Source organism: Actinocorallia lasiicapitis (assembly GCF_054778695.1).
This window is the reverse complement of record NZ_BAAGZI010000011.1, coordinates 26,066-41,416: the sequence shown is the minus strand read 5'-3', so window position 1 is coordinate 41,416 and position 15,351 is coordinate 26,066. Positions and strand designations below refer to the sequence as shown.

The 15,351-nt window shown below is 65.1% G+C and carries 19 protein-coding genes; 8 read left to right on the top strand and 11 right to left on the bottom strand.

Going from position 1 to position 15,351, the window contains the following annotated elements; translation table 11 throughout:
• Positions 1-96 precede the first annotated feature (96 nt).
• The 3 genes from ACYVE7_RS02870 to ACYVE7_RS02860 all read left to right on the top strand — a co-directional run bounded on the left by ACYVE7_RS02870 (position 97) and on the right by ACYVE7_RS02860 (position 1,636).
• Positions 97-897, top strand: coding sequence for a peptidoglycan-binding domain-containing protein (locus ACYVE7_RS02870; protein WP_460362924.1), 801 nt, complete (start codon positions 97-99; stop codon positions 895-897).
• Between the two features lie 92 nt (positions 898-989).
• Positions 990-1,418, top strand: a complete 429-nt coding sequence (locus ACYVE7_RS02865; RefSeq protein ID WP_460362923.1) for a hypothetical protein — start codon at positions 990-992, stop codon at positions 1,416-1,418.
• A gap of 32 nt (positions 1,419-1,450) precedes the next feature.
• Positions 1,451-1,636 (top strand): hypothetical protein, encoded by a 186-nt coding sequence (locus ACYVE7_RS02860; RefSeq protein ID WP_460362922.1) that lies wholly within the window; start codon positions 1,451-1,453, stop codon positions 1,634-1,636.
• 8 nt (positions 1,637-1,644) lie between these two features.
• On the opposite strand, the gene ACYVE7_RS02855 is transcribed toward ACYVE7_RS02860, so the two are convergent.
• The 5 genes from ACYVE7_RS02855 to ACYVE7_RS02835 form a co-directional block, all read right to left on the bottom strand.
• A complete protein-coding gene (locus ACYVE7_RS02855; RefSeq protein ID WP_460362921.1) occupies positions 1,645-2,217 on the bottom strand; it encodes a dihydrofolate reductase family protein in 573 nt (190 codons plus the stop codon).
• A 159-nt stretch (positions 2,218-2,376) separates the two neighbouring features.
• The gene (locus ACYVE7_RS02850) at positions 2,377-3,414 is read right to left on the bottom strand and encodes a hypothetical protein (RefSeq protein WP_460362920.1); all 1,038 of its coding nucleotides are present in this window, start codon (positions 3,412-3,414) and stop codon (positions 2,377-2,379) included.
• Positions 3,411-3,932: a SigE family RNA polymerase sigma factor gene (locus ACYVE7_RS02845; RefSeq protein WP_460362919.1), complete on the bottom strand. Its 522-nt coding sequence runs from the start codon at positions 3,930-3,932 to the stop codon at positions 3,411-3,413. The genes ACYVE7_RS02850 and ACYVE7_RS02845 overlap by 4 nt, the downstream gene beginning before the upstream one ends.
• Before the next feature lie 155 nt (positions 3,933-4,087).
• The gene (locus ACYVE7_RS02840) at positions 4,088-4,942 is read right to left on the bottom strand and encodes a CU044_5270 family protein (RefSeq protein ID WP_460362918.1); all 855 of its coding nucleotides are present in this window, start codon (positions 4,940-4,942) and stop codon (positions 4,088-4,090) included.
• Entirely contained in the window at positions 4,927-5,493 is a 567-nt protein-coding gene (locus tag ACYVE7_RS02835) for a hypothetical protein (protein WP_460362917.1), read from the bottom strand. The genes ACYVE7_RS02840 and ACYVE7_RS02835 overlap by 16 nt, the downstream gene beginning before the upstream one ends.
• 512 nt (positions 5,494-6,005) lie before the next feature.
• On the opposite strand from ACYVE7_RS02835, the gene ACYVE7_RS02830 reads away from it, so the two are divergent.
• A complete protein-coding gene (locus tag ACYVE7_RS02830) occupies positions 6,006-6,371 on the top strand; it encodes a hypothetical protein (RefSeq protein ID WP_460362916.1) in 366 nt (121 codons plus the stop codon).
• 17 nt (positions 6,372-6,388) lie between these two features.
• Here ACYVE7_RS02830 and ACYVE7_RS02825 read toward each other — a convergent pair whose 3' ends face one another.
• Both ACYVE7_RS02825 and ACYVE7_RS02820 read right to left on the bottom strand, forming a co-directional pair.
• Positions 6,389-7,243: a CU044_5270 family protein gene (locus tag ACYVE7_RS02825; RefSeq protein ID WP_460362915.1), complete on the bottom strand. Its 855-nt coding sequence runs from the start codon at positions 7,241-7,243 to the stop codon at positions 6,389-6,391.
• A 94-nt stretch (positions 7,244-7,337) separates the two neighbouring features.
• On the bottom strand, positions 7,338-7,790 hold the full coding sequence (locus tag ACYVE7_RS02820; protein WP_460362925.1) for an ATP-binding protein: 453 nt from the start codon (positions 7,788-7,790) through the stop codon (positions 7,338-7,340).
• Between the two features lie 194 nt (positions 7,791-7,984).
• Between ACYVE7_RS02820 and ACYVE7_RS02815 the strand changes: the two genes are divergently transcribed.
• Both ACYVE7_RS02815 and ACYVE7_RS02810 read left to right on the top strand, forming a co-directional pair.
• Positions 7,985-8,293: a putative quinol monooxygenase gene (locus tag ACYVE7_RS02815; protein WP_460362914.1), complete on the top strand. Its 309-nt coding sequence runs from the start codon at positions 7,985-7,987 to the stop codon at positions 8,291-8,293.
• On the top strand, positions 8,290-9,492 hold the full coding sequence (locus tag ACYVE7_RS02810) for a helix-turn-helix domain-containing protein (RefSeq protein ID WP_460362913.1): 1,203 nt from the start codon (positions 8,290-8,292) through the stop codon (positions 9,490-9,492). Before ACYVE7_RS02815 ends, ACYVE7_RS02810 begins: the two co-directional genes overlap by 4 nt.
• Before the next feature lie 31 nt (positions 9,493-9,523).
• Here ACYVE7_RS02810 and ACYVE7_RS02805 read toward each other — a convergent pair whose 3' ends face one another.
• The 4 genes from ACYVE7_RS02805 to ACYVE7_RS02790 all read right to left on the bottom strand — a co-directional run bounded on the left by ACYVE7_RS02805 (position 9,524) and on the right by ACYVE7_RS02790 (position 14,289).
• The gene (locus ACYVE7_RS02805) at positions 9,524-9,997 is read right to left on the bottom strand and encodes a hypothetical protein (protein WP_460362912.1); all 474 of its coding nucleotides are present in this window, start codon (positions 9,995-9,997) and stop codon (positions 9,524-9,526) included.
• A 2,728-nt stretch (positions 9,998-12,725) separates the two neighbouring features.
• Positions 12,726-13,010, bottom strand: coding sequence for a DUF2283 domain-containing protein (locus ACYVE7_RS02800; protein ID WP_460362911.1), 285 nt, complete (start codon positions 13,008-13,010; stop codon positions 12,726-12,728).
• Between the two features lie 223 nt (positions 13,011-13,233).
• A complete protein-coding gene (locus ACYVE7_RS02795) occupies positions 13,234-13,662 on the bottom strand; it encodes a DUF6941 family protein (protein WP_460362910.1) in 429 nt (142 codons plus the stop codon).
• Positions 13,663-13,914: 252 nt separating this feature from the next.
• Complete coding sequence (locus ACYVE7_RS02790; protein ID WP_460362909.1) at positions 13,915-14,289, bottom strand: hypothetical protein; 375 nt, start codon at positions 14,287-14,289, stop codon at positions 13,915-13,917.
• Between the two features lie 208 nt (positions 14,290-14,497).
• Between ACYVE7_RS02790 and ACYVE7_RS02785 the strand changes: the two genes are divergently transcribed.
• Together ACYVE7_RS02785 and ACYVE7_RS02780 are read left to right on the top strand one after the other, a co-directional pair.
• The gene (locus ACYVE7_RS02785) at positions 14,498-14,779 is read left to right on the top strand and encodes a hypothetical protein (RefSeq protein WP_460362908.1); all 282 of its coding nucleotides are present in this window, start codon (positions 14,498-14,500) and stop codon (positions 14,777-14,779) included.
• 28 nt (positions 14,780-14,807) lie between these two features.
• Positions 14,808-15,296: an ATP-binding protein gene (locus ACYVE7_RS02780; protein ID WP_460362907.1), complete on the top strand. Its 489-nt coding sequence runs from the start codon at positions 14,808-14,810 to the stop codon at positions 15,294-15,296.
• The last annotated feature ends 55 nt before the right edge of the window (positions 15,297-15,351 follow it).

The window sequence follows — 15,351 nt, the reverse complement described above, 5'->3', positions numbered from 1 at the left end:
GTGACCGACGACAAGCCCGCGAGGTGCGTGCCTGGGCGTCGCGCAGTAGGACTGAAGATTCATAAGACACGGCCTAGCCTTTCCTCGGAGGTGGCGATGACGGGCCAGTTGGTTCTGCTGGTGACGGGTTTCGTGCTGACGAGCGTGCTGGGCGGTGTGCTCGGTTCGTTCTTCCAGCGCCGCACCTGGAGCCACCAGCACAAGGTCCAGCGGCAGGAGCAGGAACGCCAGCTCGCCATCAAGATCTTCGAGGAGGTCAGCAGTCTTCTCGACCGCCGTCTCTACCGGATGCGCCTGGTGTTCTGGGCGGCGAAGCGCCGCGCCCGCCAGCCGCCCGCCGGCGACCTGGATTCGGCCCTCGACGGCTACCGCGAGGCCCTGGCCACCTGGAACGACAACCTGAACCGTCTTCTGGCGTTGACGGAGGCGTACTTCGGCGAGCCGGTCCGCCGCGAAATGGAGAACGTGTACCAGGAGTTCACCTCGACGGGCCGCGCTCTGGACGAGTTCGTCCGCGACGTGTCCACCCACCCGGGCGAAACCGACGTCCCGCCGATCCGCCGTCGCCTCCGCATCATCAGCAACCGCGTCTACCGCCTCAACCTGCACATGCTCCAGCTGATCCGCTCCGGCCGCCTGGGCCCCGACGCCCCCTCCGAACCACCCCCCACTTCCCCCCGAATGCCCCAACTGGGCGACGAGGGCCCCGACGTCCGCCGCCTCCAGCAGTCCCTCCGCACCACCGGCCACCTGACAGGCCCCGCCGACGGCGTCTTCGGCCGAGCCACCCACCGAGCCCTCACCGACTTCCAACGCTCCCGCAACCTCACCCCCGACGCCATAGCCGGCCCCACCACCCTCACCGCCCTCCCCGATCCGGCCCCCCGGGTAGCCTGACGTGCCCCGCCTCCCGACCACCCACACGTGATCAGACCCCCGCGACGTGCGTCTTCCTCACCCCAAGGCCGCCCATCTTGACCAGCCCGCTCGTGATCAGACCTCACCCCGCGACGCGTGTCTCCCTCGCCGCGGTCTTCGCCGCGCTCGCCGTGAGCACCGCCGTCACGGACCCCGCGACCTGGCCTTTCGGGGCGCTCCTCGGCCTGCTCGCCCTCCCCACCGGATTCCGTGGCGTCCGCGCCGCCGTCCTCCTCGACGCGCGCCACGTGACCGTCCGGGGCTTCCTCTGGTCCAGAACCATCCCCCGCTCCGCGATCACGGCCGTCGTTCCCGACGCTCCCTTCGGCCCCCGCATCACCTGGACGGGCCCGCACGGAAAGCGCCGCTCCACCCCGCTGCTGTTCCTCAGCTCCTCGTCCGGCACGCTCCGCCCGATCCGCGCCCACCACGAACGCCGCACCCGAGAGCTCACCGCCCGCCTGAACCCCCGCCGCCGAAAGACCGGCCCGCACCGGTGAATCCGCAGGTCACGGGCGGTAGGCTCGCCGCCGTGAAACCTCCGACCCCACCGGCTCTGCGCTCCGCCGGGACCCTCGCCCTCACCCTGGCCACGACCCTGATCCTGCTGGACGCCGTCGCCCAATCCCCGGCCCGGCAGCTCCCTCTGATCGTGACGGCCCTCGTCGTCACCGGGGTCGGCCTGCGCCTGGAAGCCGCCATCCTGACCCGCCGCTGAGGTGGCGGTCAGCGTACGACGTCGAACACGTTCTTCTGGATCCCGTTCGTGTACGCCTCGTACTCGACGAGCTTGAGCTTCCGCGCGTCCATGTCCGCGGCGCTGAACAGCCGCTTCCCCGCGCCGAGCAGCACCGGGAACACCAGCAGGTGGTACCGGTCGATCAGTCCGGCCTCGGAGAGCCCCCGCGTCAGCGACGCGCTCCCGTGCACGATGATCGGCCCCCCGTCGCCTTCCTTCAACGCGGCCACCTCGTCCAGCGACCGCAGGATCGTCGTCTCCCCCCACCCGTCGACCAGGTCCTTCTCCCCGAGCATCGAGGACACCACGTACTTCGGCATCACCTTGTACCCGGCGAACTCCTCCATCCCAGGCCACACCGGACTGAACGCCTCATAACTCACCCGCCCCAGCAGCAACGCCCCCGCCTCTTCCTGCTCCCTGCCTTTGATCTCATACGCCTCAGGCACGAACTCGATGTCCTTGAACGTCCACCCCGAGTTCCGATACCCCGGCTCCCCACCCGACCCCTCCACAACCCCGTCCACCGAAACAAACGCCGTACAGATCAGATCCCGCATCCCAACTCCCTCCCCACCCCCGAACGCCACCCGCCCAGGCCCCCCAAGTATCCACCGACAAACAATTTTGTCAACACCCCCAAAACCTGTCGGCTGGTCGGCTCACCCCATCATCGGACGATGGACGCCCGCGAAGACCTGGTCGCACGGTGGAGCGGTTCAGAGGAGGCCGGTTGAGATGACGTCGCCGGGGGCCGGGGGCTCAAGGGGATCGCGGCTCTGTTGGTCTACGCGGTGAAGGGCGCCCTTCTCGTCCTGGACGATGAGGGCGGATCGGCTCGTTCCCACGATGCGGTCGCGCTCATGGAGGGGGGTTCGCTCGACGACCGTGCCGGTGAGGGTGGTTCGGAGTGCGGCGCGTTCGCCGGAATCGGTCCAGGTCGCGATCCACAGGAGCGGCTCGTCCGCCGAAGTCAGGATTTGCGGGGTGGATTCGTAGGTGCCGAGGAACTCTGAGGGGGGCAGTTTGTTTCCCGGTCGCACCTTGATCGGGTCGGGGGTGCCGGTGAGGGAAAGATCGAGGGTGCGGGGCTGCCGGGTCGGGGCTTGGGCTCGGGGGACGGAGAGGACTTGGCCCGTATCGAGGAGCGCCACCGGGTTCGTGTCCTGAGGGAGCTTCACCCGGCGCTGTTCGCCTGTGACGACGTTGAGGATGTAGAGGTCGGGAGCGAGGGCCGGTTCCTGCGCCAGGAGCAAGAACTGTCCGCCCGGGGACCAGGCAACAGCTTTTATCGCGGTTGTCGGGTTCGGGGTGCAGGGTTGCACTCGGAGAGCTCTGCCGTTGAGGGTGTTGGCCGCCAGGTAGGCGCCGGGCTCGGGTCCACCGATCCAGCGGCCGTCGGGTGAGGATGAGTCGGCGTCTCCCTGGTCGACGGACCGGCCGTCGGACAGGAAGATTCTGCTCGGCATACCGTCCTGTCTGCGGATCAGACGGGCCGTGCTTCCTAGTGGGGTGCCCCATCCGTGAGCGGCGGTGATGGGGGCGTCGCGGCAGGGGTCCGGTGGCGAAGCGGACGGCGTGGGGCCCTTGCCCGAGAAGGCCATCGAACCCGCCGCGATCATCGCTACCGTCGCCGCGGACGCCGTCATCGAGTACCGCCGTCGGCGGCGGCGATGCATCAGGGCGATGGCGCGGTCGGTGTCGGAGTAGTCGGATACCGATTCGGCCAGGGACTTGAGGTCGATGCGTGGATTCATGATCGCCTGCCTAGAGGCTCGTCAGGGACGGGAAGCAGATCGGGCAGGGACTTCCTCAGATGGCGCAGACCGTCGTGGGCCTGCCGTTTGACCGTGCCGATGCTGCAGCCGAGTTCGCGTGCGGTGTCGGCCTCGGAAAGGTCCGCGTAGTAACGGAGGTAGAGGACCGCGCGCTGTCTCGGCGGCAAGCCTGCCAGCGCCTTCCCGAGGAGCATTCGAGTGTCGGCACGTGCGGTTTCGTCACCGATGTGGGGAGTGTCGGGCAGGGTCGGGGTCAGCACCGTTTTCAGCCGTGGTCTCAGCCAGTTCCTACGCACCTGATTGATCATCACTTTACGGACATACGCCTCGGGATGACCGCCGGCGACGACCTTGTCCCAGCGCATGGCCGTCTGTGTCAACGCCTCCTGCACCAGCTCCTCAGCGTCCGCGTCGTTCCCCGTCAGAAAGAACGCCAGCCGTGACAGCGCCAACCCCCGCCCCCGGACGAACTCCCGAAAGTCCTGATGTGACGCCAACCACCCTCCTCGGCCGAGCTCTCACCCTAATAAGTCCCCCAGGCCGCAAAAGGTTGTGTGATCCCACGATCAGGGATGGTTCCGGGGAAACAGGGCGGTCGAGCATGACCACGCGAACGACCTTCCCACCCGCCGTATAGGGCTCGCGCCGCCTTTCAGGGAACGTCGCCGATGGCGGAAACTCGCCCCGTCCGAACCCAGAGCGAATAGCTGAGAAGCGATCCTGGCGCCACACCAAGTGAGCCCGGCGACCCGGTCAACGCTTTCTCCTCGGCCAGCAGAGCACCTGTGCGAGAGTCGAAAATAAGCGTGTATCGCGTTGGGAGCCCACCGAACGCGGAATCAACGCCGATGGCGATACCGCGACGCCCGAGCCTGTCGGTCACGTCGCCCTGGAACACCAACGCCTCCTCCGCCGCCAGCACCTTGAGAAGCGCTGCCTGAAGGGCCGGCGGCAGAATCTGGGAGCTCAAGAGATCCGTGACGGCGATCAGACGCTCAGCGGGGCCGTTCGCCACGGGATGGCCGACGGCGAGCTGCCGCGCAAGCAGTTTCGGGTCGCCGGAAAGCGTGGAAACGTCATAGAACGCCTCTCCCGCCTTGGTCTTGATGATCTCCCGCTTCCCGTGACGTCTGGTCCTGATCTCACCTTCGCCTTCTGCGGTGGCCCAGGTCTCCGCTGACCGTTCGACACCTACCGACGCAGCACTTCCCGCCACCCTGGTCTGGAGCGCCCACCCTCTGTTAAGGATGTAGCTGTAAGCGCCGGCACCGGCGGACGGCTGGGCACGTGCCTTCGCCGCGAGCCCATTGAGCACAGGACCCGCCGATACCTGTCCAGGGCGCGCCGAAAACGCGAGCCGCGTCGGCGTGACGACGGGTTCCACCGGACGATCGCGGCGTTCCCCTGCTCCACCGGCCCAGAGCGAAAGCCCCGCGACCAGCCCGGCAGCGGTCACTCCGACGAGCGGCCCGACCCACTTCGGCTGTACCTTCAGCAGTTGCCGCACGTCGACATCGTAAACGCCGTCGCCTTGTCATTGGCCGCAGTACCCACGTTCGAGTTCTCGCTGTTGTAATACTCCCACCACAGCTGGGTATTCGGCTGATTATTTGATCCGATGTTGTTGTACACAACAACTACACGATTATTGTTCGTGTTGACCCAGCTGGTGGTCTGATCATTGAAATCGTAGTCACTTAGGAACTGAGTGCCAGTCTGGGAGAATTGCAGCATACGAGCACCCGACCGGCCCGAATTGAACCGATCATGCTCATAAAAGCAGGCCCACCTAACCGTCACCCCGTAGGGACAGCCGTGCCGGTACTCGGTGTGAAGCCGACTTAGAGAGGAGCGAGCGGGCCACTGCCCGCGCTCATTGGCAAAGAGCATGACCACGGTACCGTTTCGATAGGAGACCTCATATTTCCCACTACGCTTACCGCCTTTCGTCCGCTGGAGCTGCCTGGCAATCGCAGACTCCACGGCCTCCTCTTTCTGCGCGAGGACTTTCTGCTCATGCGCGAGAGCCGGAGCCTCCCCCATGATCCCAACTGCCATGCAAACGGCTGTAGCCAGAGCCAGAACCGAACGACCGGTACCCACAAATACCTCCAGCGTCTACTCAACGACCCCGACACTGCCAGAGTCCGCCGAAACCAACCAGACGCCCTTCAAGAACCCGATCGACACTCCCCGCCATCACCACAGGTGGGCGATCACTTAGCCCTCGCGCAGCGGGCCATGTCCGCATTCGGACGCCGACCGAAGGCAACCAGCACGCTGCAGAGCCAAATCAGGTTGGCAACACGGAGAGGTAAGTCGGGATGCCTACCGCGATAAACCACCAGCGATGATCGATGACATCTATTGAGTCGACGCTCCCGCCAATACCGACCTAGTCTCCATAAATGAACCGAGAGCTCCCGAACCGCCATCCGTCTCAACAAGCGCTTCCCGCACAGGTCCAACCGGCACCACGCCCGCCAGACCTACGCACAGCGGCCGGGCCCCCCGACCCCAAAACCTCTCGGCACGCCCCGCCCCTTGACTCCCCCGGCCAGGTGATTCCCGTGCGCTACCGAACCACCGACGACCGCCGCATTCTCGAAGCCAGAGACGCCCACGTGGTCAAGGTCACCGTCACCCCCAGCCTGGAACTCCACCTCTCCACAGGCCTGGAACTCCACTACCAGGGCCCCGTAGAACACATCCTCGGCGCCTCTTCCCACCCCGACGCCCGCCGCCTGGATTTCCTGACATTCCCGCCCAAAGCCTTGAATCTCCTCATCGGCGCCCGCCCCCTGTCCTGGGTCGTCTTCCACACGGGCGACCAACGCATCGTCTTCTCCAACAGTTGGATGCTCACCCTCAGACCCCACCCGAACGACTCCTGGCGCCTGAACTTCCCCAACATCGCCCCATGGACCCACCCTTAACGGCCCCCGCGGACCTTTCAGGGAACGTCACCGATAGCGGAAACACGCCCCGTCCGAACCCAGAGCGAATACCCGAGAAGCGATCCCGGCGCCACCCCGAGCGATCCCGGCGACCCGGTCAAACTCTGCTCCTCACCGAGCAGAGCCCCCGTCCGCGCATCAAAGATGAGCGTGTACCGCGTCGGAAGCCCCCCGAACGCGGAATCAACCCCGATGGCAACCCCTCGACGCCCAAGCCGGTCAGTCACATCGCCCTGAAACTCCAGCGCCTTCTCTGCCGCCAACACCCGAAGCACCGCCGCCTGAAGCTCCGGCGGCAACACCTGATAACTCAAAAGATCCGTGACAGCGATAAGCCGCTCAGCCGGCCCGTTAGCCACCGGATGCCCAACAGCAAGCTGCCCCGCCAGCCGCTCCGGATCGGCAGAAAGCAAGGACACGTTATAAAACGAGTCCTCCGCCGTGCTCTTGACGACCTCCCGCACCCCAAAGCGCTTAGTCCTGATCTCCCCTTCACCATCCGCAGCGGCCCAGGTCTCCGCTGACCTCTCAACCCCACCCGACGAAACGTTGCCCGCCACCTTCGTCTGCAGCGCCCACCCCTTATTCAGGATGTAGCTGTAAGCACCGCCCCCGACCGCCGGCTGAGCACCCGCCTTAGCCGCAAGCCCCTCAAGCACAACCGCCGCCGACACATTCCCAGGGCGCGCCGAGAACGCGATTCGCGTCGGCGTGACAACGGATTCCACCTGACGATCGGGACGTTCCCTGGATCCACCAGCCCAGAGCGAAAGCCCCGCGACCAGCCCTGCAGCAGTCACCCCGACGAGCGGCCCGACCCACTTCGGCTGCACCTTCAGCAGTTGCTGCACGTCGACATCGTAAACGCCGTCTCCTGGTCAAGTCCCGCAGCCCTTGGCATCAAATCAGAGGGGATGCGAACACGCGAGTCGAGTGGCTATCGGCTCAGATGCGGGAATAGCAGATGCAGGAGGAAAGGTGCCAGCGAGTGATCGTGCGGTCAGGGTGCTGGGTGATTTCGACTTTGGATTGGCAGAGAGCCGTGACGACGAGAAGACCGCGTCCACCGATGCTCAGGTTGGCGACGAAATCGTCACAGGCCGGGTCGGCGTGCGGCGAGTGAAGCGACTCGATCTCCTCGATGGTGGTCCAGGGAATATCGATCTCGACGGGGGCGGCCGGAGCGTGGTCGATGAGGACACCCCGGATGCCGGTGACGTCGTGAGTGAGGCGGAGCGTGGCCGTCTGAGCGCTGCTGTGTTCGGCCAGGTTGGCCATGAGTTCGGTGACCACGGTGGCCAGGTCGTCTCTGGACTCACATCCAGGAGGAAGCCAGCCGAGAGCCCAGCGGCGGGCCTCTGTCGCGGCCCGGACGGTGACGGGGAACTCGCGTTCCACGAACGTCGAGGGGAGGTCGTTCGGGTCGGGGGGCTGTGGCACAGGAACACCTCACGATCATGCAGGTCATGGGCACGGCGACTCCTTGAGTAGTACTTAAAGTACGGCCATAGTAGAATCAATACAAGTCATTCGGAGTTTCTGTGCCGCACAATAGGTACGGATCTCGTGGTCGCCCGCGCCCTGGAGGAACCGTGTTCGGTCTGTACGTGCGCTTCACCTGCAAAGATGAGCAGAGCGCTGCGGCGTTCGACGAGCTCGTGGCGGAGACGCTGGAGCTGATCAAGGATCGGGAGCCCGGGACTCTGCTCTACGTCCCGCACGCGATCGAGGGCGAGCCGCTGGTGCGCGCGTTCTACGAGCTCTATGCGGATCGGGCCGCGTTCGACGCGCATGAGGAGCAGGAACACGTGAAGCGTTTCCTCGGGGCTCGCGGCGAGTTCCTCGACGCGGTGCATGTCGACTGGCTGAGTTCGGTAGACGGCAAGGGGATTCCGGAGTGAGCACGGAGTATCAGCGGGCGCTCGGGCGGAAGATCGCCCAGGAACGCAAGCGGCGAGGGCTGTCGCAGGCCGACCTGGCCAAGCTGATCAATCGTTCGGTCGCGTGGGTTTCGCAGGTGGAACGCGGGGTCCGCAAGGTCGACAGGATGTCGGTCCTGGAGCTGGTCGCCGAGGCGCTTGAAGTGCCGCTGTCCGAACTCGCCGCCGAGGCCCCGGTGGTGGCTGCCGTCTCCGAGGAGATGCCCGGTGCGAACGGTCTACGGCTGGTCCTTTCCGGGACGCATTCGCTGCAGGCGATGCTGCACGACGAGACGTCGCCCGATCTCCCCAGCCTGGGGACGAAGGTCGAGGAAGCCTGGACGCTGACGCACGCAGCTCGCTACCAGGAGCTCACCGAACTGCTACGGATCTTGATTCCGTCGCTGGAGAGCGCGGTGCGTTCCGTGCCGGACGCGCAGCGCGGGAAAGCGTGCGAGCTGCTCGCCGAGACCTACCAGGCGTGTTCGGCCGCACTCGCGAAGCTCGCGGAGCCCGAGGCCGCGTGGATCGCCGCCGACCGGGCGATCGCTGCCGGCGAGCGGGCCGGCGACCCGCTGATGATGGCCGCGGGCGCCTATCGCCTCGCGTTCGTGTTCCTCGGCTCCCGGCACTTCGACCAGGCAGCGGAGATCGCGCGCACAACCTCGGACGCGCTCTGGCCTCTCGCCGACGGAGGCAGCCCGGGCGCCATGTCGCTGTGGGGCGGCCTCACTCTGCAACGTGCCGTCGCCGCGGCCCGCCTCAACGACGCGGACGACGCCTACGCCCACATCGACCGGGCCCGCCGCATGGCCGACCGGCTCGGCCCTGGCCACAACCATTTCAACACCGAGTTCGGCCCGGCGAACGTCTCCGTCCACGAGGTCGCCGTGGCCGTCGAAATCGGGGATGCGGGACGAGCCCTCCGAGTCGCCCAGAACCTCGACCCCTCGGGCCTCTCCGACGAACGCCGCAGCCGCATGCTGATCGACGTGGCCCGAGCCCACGCCCAGCGACGCCACGTCGAGGAAGCAATCTCCGCTCTCCTCAACGCAGAACAGATCGCCCCCGAACAGATCCAGAACCACCGAACCGTCCGCCAGCTGGTCTCCGACCTCCTCACCACACACGAACCCCAAAACCCCGCCCTCCTAGCCCTAGCCACCCGAATGGGTCCCTAGAACCCCACGCCGAATCCGAAGCCGGCCCGATCTAGAGGGAGGGAAGTCCTTCGGGAATCGACAAACCCAGCGCCTTCAGGAACTTCGCGGTCTTCAGCTCCACGAAGATGTCGGCGTCATCCGGTTCGGCGGGGTCTTCGACAGTCTCGTCGTCTTCGACCTCGGCGGTCGGCTCCTCGTCCTGGGCAAGGAAACGCCGGAGCTCGATCTCCTTCGGCCGGACATCGGCTGGGACGGCCCGGTTCCGGAGCGCCCACCAGTCCGCCAGCCCGGCGGCTTCACGATCTGGATCAGTGGCGGGAGCATCGTCGTCACCGACGTAGGAGCGCGGTGTGAATCCCAGATAGGCAACACCCTCCCCGCGCCCGACAGGCGCGTACGACAGTTCGGTGAGATCGCTGTCGTGAATATGGATCCTGAGCCACGGAGCAGTGGGTACGACCTCCGATCCCGGTTCTTCAATCCACTGGTTGCCATCGAGAAGATAGTTTGCGAAGAGACCCATACCCCGTATTTCTCCTACTGGGAGCCATGTTCAGCCGACTACTGTCACCCGCCTGGCGGCCGCTCACTCGCGTCTGGAGCTTGACCTGACGATTCGGCTTCCACCCAGGTCTGGTCTTAGCGCAGCGAGCTTCGATCGTGAATGCTCTCGTTGTGACGATCGTCGGCCTTGCCTGCGGGCTGCCTACTTCAGACGCCTCAAGTCCTTCACTGCGATCTCCGGGACATGGCGCATCAGGTAGCGCGAGCAGACCCGGAATGTGATCACTGCCAGGAAGACAAGAAAGCTCGCAGATCCCGCAAGTATGGCCCTCGTAGCGCCGGTCAAACGATCAACCTACCTCAAACGGGAAATTCGTGCCGCCAAGATACCCAATGGGCGCTTAAGTGTTGAATGTCCCCGGCACACCGTTTCATCCAATCTAGGCCTTTGTCGTTCTTCCTGGCCTGCCTAGGACGCGCCCTCAACCCGGGCGAACTCACCAAACACACGAGCACCCCAGCGGGGTTCGGGGGTATCGGGGGCCGAGCCACTGACCGGGGTTCAGGGCGAAGCCCTGAAGGAAAGGATGAGCCCGAGCGGAGCGAGGCCCAAGCAACTAATGGCTTGGAGCTCCGGGGTCACGTCTGGTTTCACCCTCATTACGGCCGTGACCTCGGCATTAGGTTTCCCGTGAGTGACTCCTAATACCCTGTGATCGCTCGGGCTAATTGCCCGTTGATAATCCGCCGACAGCACCCCTGGCCTGGGCTACCGGTTCCTGACGCCCAACGTTCCGCCAACGAGGTATGGATTCCGTCGCTGGTAACACCGTCCTCGGCCCAGTTGATGAGATCACAGGCCTGAGTAAGGGAGAAGCCGTACTCCTTTCGGAACGCGTTGGCCAGACCGATCCGGCTGCCGTCGCCCCTCCTCGCGTGCTCGTCGAGGGCTTGAGCAACTTCTGAGATCGACCCGCCGCGTAGCCGAAGCTCCCGAACCTGAGCCATCCACTCTTCGTACATCGAAAGCCGCTCCATTCCGGCGCAATGACACCAGCCGCCTGCCTGGCCTTCCCGTCACCGTCGTCCCCGCCCGTGAGGTAGCGGGCCAGATCTCGGGGCCGCCGCTCCGACGCTACCTCAGCCAGCTCCGCCGCCTTCGCCTCGTTGCGCTGGGGAGAAGTCACCGCCCTCCACCGGCAAAAACCTCGACCTTGCCAACCGCGTCGTCCGGGTCCGGGTCTCCTGCACCGAGTCGGCCAACGGAACCATGAACCTTGGCCGTCCAAAGTCCCGAGCTGGCGTCCGTACCGTCGCCATCCCGGCCGCGATTGTCCCCGATCTCGAAACCCACCTGGCCAAGTACACCAAGCCCAGCCCGAGCGCCCTCGTCTTCACCGGCATCAAGGGCAGCCCCTGCGACGGAGCGGCTTCAACAAGGCCACTCGATGGACGCACGTCGCGACCGTTCTCGGCCTGCCCGGCGCGCACTCCCACGATCTCCGGCATACCGGCAACATGCTTGCCGCCGCGACCGGTGAGGCCACCACCAAGGACCTCATGCACCGCATGGGCCACGACAACGAGCGGGCCGCCCTGCGACCCGGCGGGCTGACCAGGACGACGATGACGGCTCGGCCGGAGCCCTGGCCCCGGTCGGCTAATCGCCCGTTAATAGCCCATCGGGCTTGGACAAGGCCCAGAAAAGATCAAGGCCCTGGTCAGGATTCGCCATCCTGACCAGGGCCTTAGTCGTTGGAGCGGATGACGGGAATCGAACCCGCGTGGTCAGCTTGGGAATCGCCTGGATCCACCCCACCAGCACCCTGACCAGCGGCCGAACCTATCCCCGAGTGACCCCCATTGACCTCTGTTCACCCTGCCTAATAGCACGCTAATGGCACGCCGCCAAGCTTCCTACCTGCATCATCTCGATAAGCACCGCTCCCGCCCTACGAGGGCAAACCGGCCCGGCGAACCGACCTCAAGGCGTTGGGGTGGGATCTCAGACCAGAGGTGGCACGGTGGTCGCCCGTGCAACTATGTAGTAGAGACGACTCGAAAGGACTTACCTTCCGGGAGCGATATGGACGACGCACAGATTCGCGAGGCCGTACGCGCGGCCCTTCAGTCCGCATGGGGGCCAGCGGGCAGGCCTGAAGTTCTTGATCGTGCCACGGACATCAGCCTCCGACGCTGGCGCAGCTTCGACCGCCGCAACGGCAGACGCCGCCCGACGACCTCTGACCGGATCGAAGACCTGGCCAAGGGGATTCGGGACGCTTTCGAGGCGGACAGGCGGCTCGTAGGACCGATGATGACGGAATACCGAGCGTCGGCCGAGGCCGCCGCCGCAGTTTTGCTACAAGCTCCTGGACATCCCTGACCATTGGTCATCGCCTGAGCTTCAGGTGGAGCGGATGACGGGAATCGAACCCGCGTGGTCAGCCTGGGAACCGCCTGGATCTACCCCGGTGGGGCCCCTGACCTGCGGTCGCCGGTATCCGCGAGTGACCCCTGTTGACCCTTGATCACCCTGGTTAATCGCCCGCTAATTGCCCGCCTTCGAGCCTCGCGACCTGGGATTTCACGCTGCCCGGCGTACCCCCATTGCCCAGTGGCAAGCCGACCCGGACCGCAGGGACCGCCAGGCCCCGAGAACCGGAAGCGGTGCGGCTACGATCGCCCCCAGCCACGTGCTGACCTCAGCCCTGGCGTGGCGATCGTAGGCCAGCACCAAGCGGGCCCTAGGCCAGAACTGCCGAGGGTGCCGAACGATGAAGCCGACTAGGGGTACTGGTCCGGAAGAGCACTCTCAACTGCTCCACTTCGCCACTTCCGAGTTCGTATTGAGCGAGGATCTTGGCGAGAGGCCATGGGCGACCGTAGTCGATCACTTCAATACCCACAGGCCGACCAGCCTCGTCCAGATCCACGAAGGTCTCCTCGTCGATCTCTACAGTCCGCGCTACTACCGCATCGCTCAGTGCGACGTACAGCGCGTTCGCATCGAAATCGAAGTCAAGGCGCATCCTTCTCCCCTTCCGTGTCTAGTCAGGCCAGACGGCGGTCACGACCGTCTGCTCATCTGGGGTGAGACACACCTTCAGTATGCGGCCTCCTGGCGCGTGCCCATAGACCCAGATGTTCCCCGAGTTTCCAGGATGAGTCCTTGTCCTGCGTCCAAGGGCCGCCCAAAGATCATCCTCCGTGATGCCCCGCTGCGCCATCCGCTGCTTGACGTGCAGCGTAAGCCTAGGCTTCGGCATTCCCTGGCCCTCCCCCGGCAGGGACCACTCGAAGATCAACTTCCTTGAGAGATCTCTCATCAAGCACGAGCGCCAACGCATAGTCGCCCAGCTCAGGCAAAGGAAGCGTCATGACGAAGTTGAGCAGCATGCCAGTGCGCCAATGCACAGGAACGCCCGGCGGTCGATCAGGAACTTGCAAGGTGCCGCTGACCGAACTCAGAACCTTGTCGTTGCTACTGAAGATCAGCCTGAGGAGATGGTCCGCGCCAGGAACCTCGTCGCCACCAAACGTCAACCGGACGGCAAGGTGGGCATTATGAGCTGCTGGAAGCCTATCCGCACGGATTGTGTCGATTCCAGCCGCCATAATGTGAGCGACCCCCGCATCCATCCGGACATAGTCGGCGAGCACCATGTAGTCAAGTTCGGGCACAGTAACCCTTCCTTCGCGCCGTGTAGCGGTCAGAAGACTAATCCCATGCGGCGCATGCCAGCCGTAGATCGCCAAGTTTGGTCGGCGATGACTGGGACCAAACGAGCAAAGGGCCGGTCGTTCGGGACGGGTCGGCCCGGAGAGGCCGCATGCCCGGCCCGAGCGAACCGGCCGGGCGGACCGCTTGCGGGCCGCCCTTGAAAACGTAGAGAAAGTTCTCATCCGGCACGGTCGTCATGGGCTTCGCCGCTCTTACGGGCAGATGGCGCCGCCGGTCTTGGTGTCGAACCATGCACGGTCGACGTGTCCGGGTGCTGGGTCTACGGACCAGCTCTGATACCGAAGGTCTGGATCGACGTCAGTGTCCTCCAGGTGCTTCACTCGGATGACGGTGAGTGGGCAGGCCTTGAGGATGGCGGCCCTGGGGTCGACGTCGCGGTCTAGATCCTCGACGTACACCGCGTTCGGATCACCGGCGAGGTGATCGAAGGCAACCTTCTGAACCGTATGAAGGGCCAACGGGAACAGGATGACGATCAGTACTTTGAGCCATACCGCGCTCCGCTTGAACCAGGGCCTACGCTCCGGCTGCGACGGTGTTGCCATGGGTGGTATTTGCTGATTCATCGCCCTCACTCCTCGGTCGCACGAGTGTAGGGGCACGGCGCTCCGTGTCGTCGTTCCGATCGTGGCCCAGGCCATTGAGCGACCCCGGACTCTGAGAGTTCCGATCGTTATTTCTGCTGGTCGGGACACGTGTGCTGGCAGTTTTTCTGCCAGTTTCGCGATGCGGCCGTCGTATCTTCCGCGTGACCTGTCAACTGCGGAGGGCTATATGGCCGGACCCAAGGAGTATCTGGAAGAACTCGGCAACTCGCTCACATCACAGGGGCTGCGCGTGCGGCTGGTCGAGGGCGAACCGCCGCTGCTGCACGTGGAAAACCCCAAACCGCCGGCGCTTAAGGAGGTGATCGGCTGTCGTGTCGGGCCGGACCGGGCGGAGTGGTTCCACTGGGCCGCACTGGATGTGCTGCTCGCACCCGTCAACGATGTCCCGGTAGCTGCGGAGCGGGTGGCGCTCGTCCTGGACGTCCAGGGCGGTGCTGCCGATGGTTAGCGCGCGACTCATCGCCACAGTCAGGGCGGTGATCCGCGACCGGGAAGGGCCGTGGATGGCCGAACTGGATTTCACGGCGGCCCCGGAGACCGTCGCTGACATCCTGCTCTGGGCCTCGACCCTGATCGCTGAGGGCTGCGTCCCGCGTGACGATCTGCTGATCGTGGTCAGTGAGCTGGTCGGGAACATCGTCGAGCATGGGAGCAATGGCGGCGTGACCGTCACCTTGAGCCACTCTCCGGAAGGGCTCGTAGCCTCGATCGTGCACCACGCTCCCCCGCCTGATGATCTCCCGGACATCCCGCGCGGGATCGCCGCCGAGATCAACAACCTCTTCGCCCTGGACGACGGGGAACCACCCGACGATGAACTGATCGCGGGTCTTTCCGAGAACGGGCGTGGCCTCTTCACTGTCGCGGTGCTCACCGGGGGATCAATGAAGATCGCCCACGACCATGACCAGACGGTGCTGAGGTGGGTTCACGGAGACTGCCGATGCAAAGTGCGGACGCCATGAGCGGGGCGGCCCGTTCGTGGCACCCGGATGACAGCCATGTCTTGCACGCGTGGCT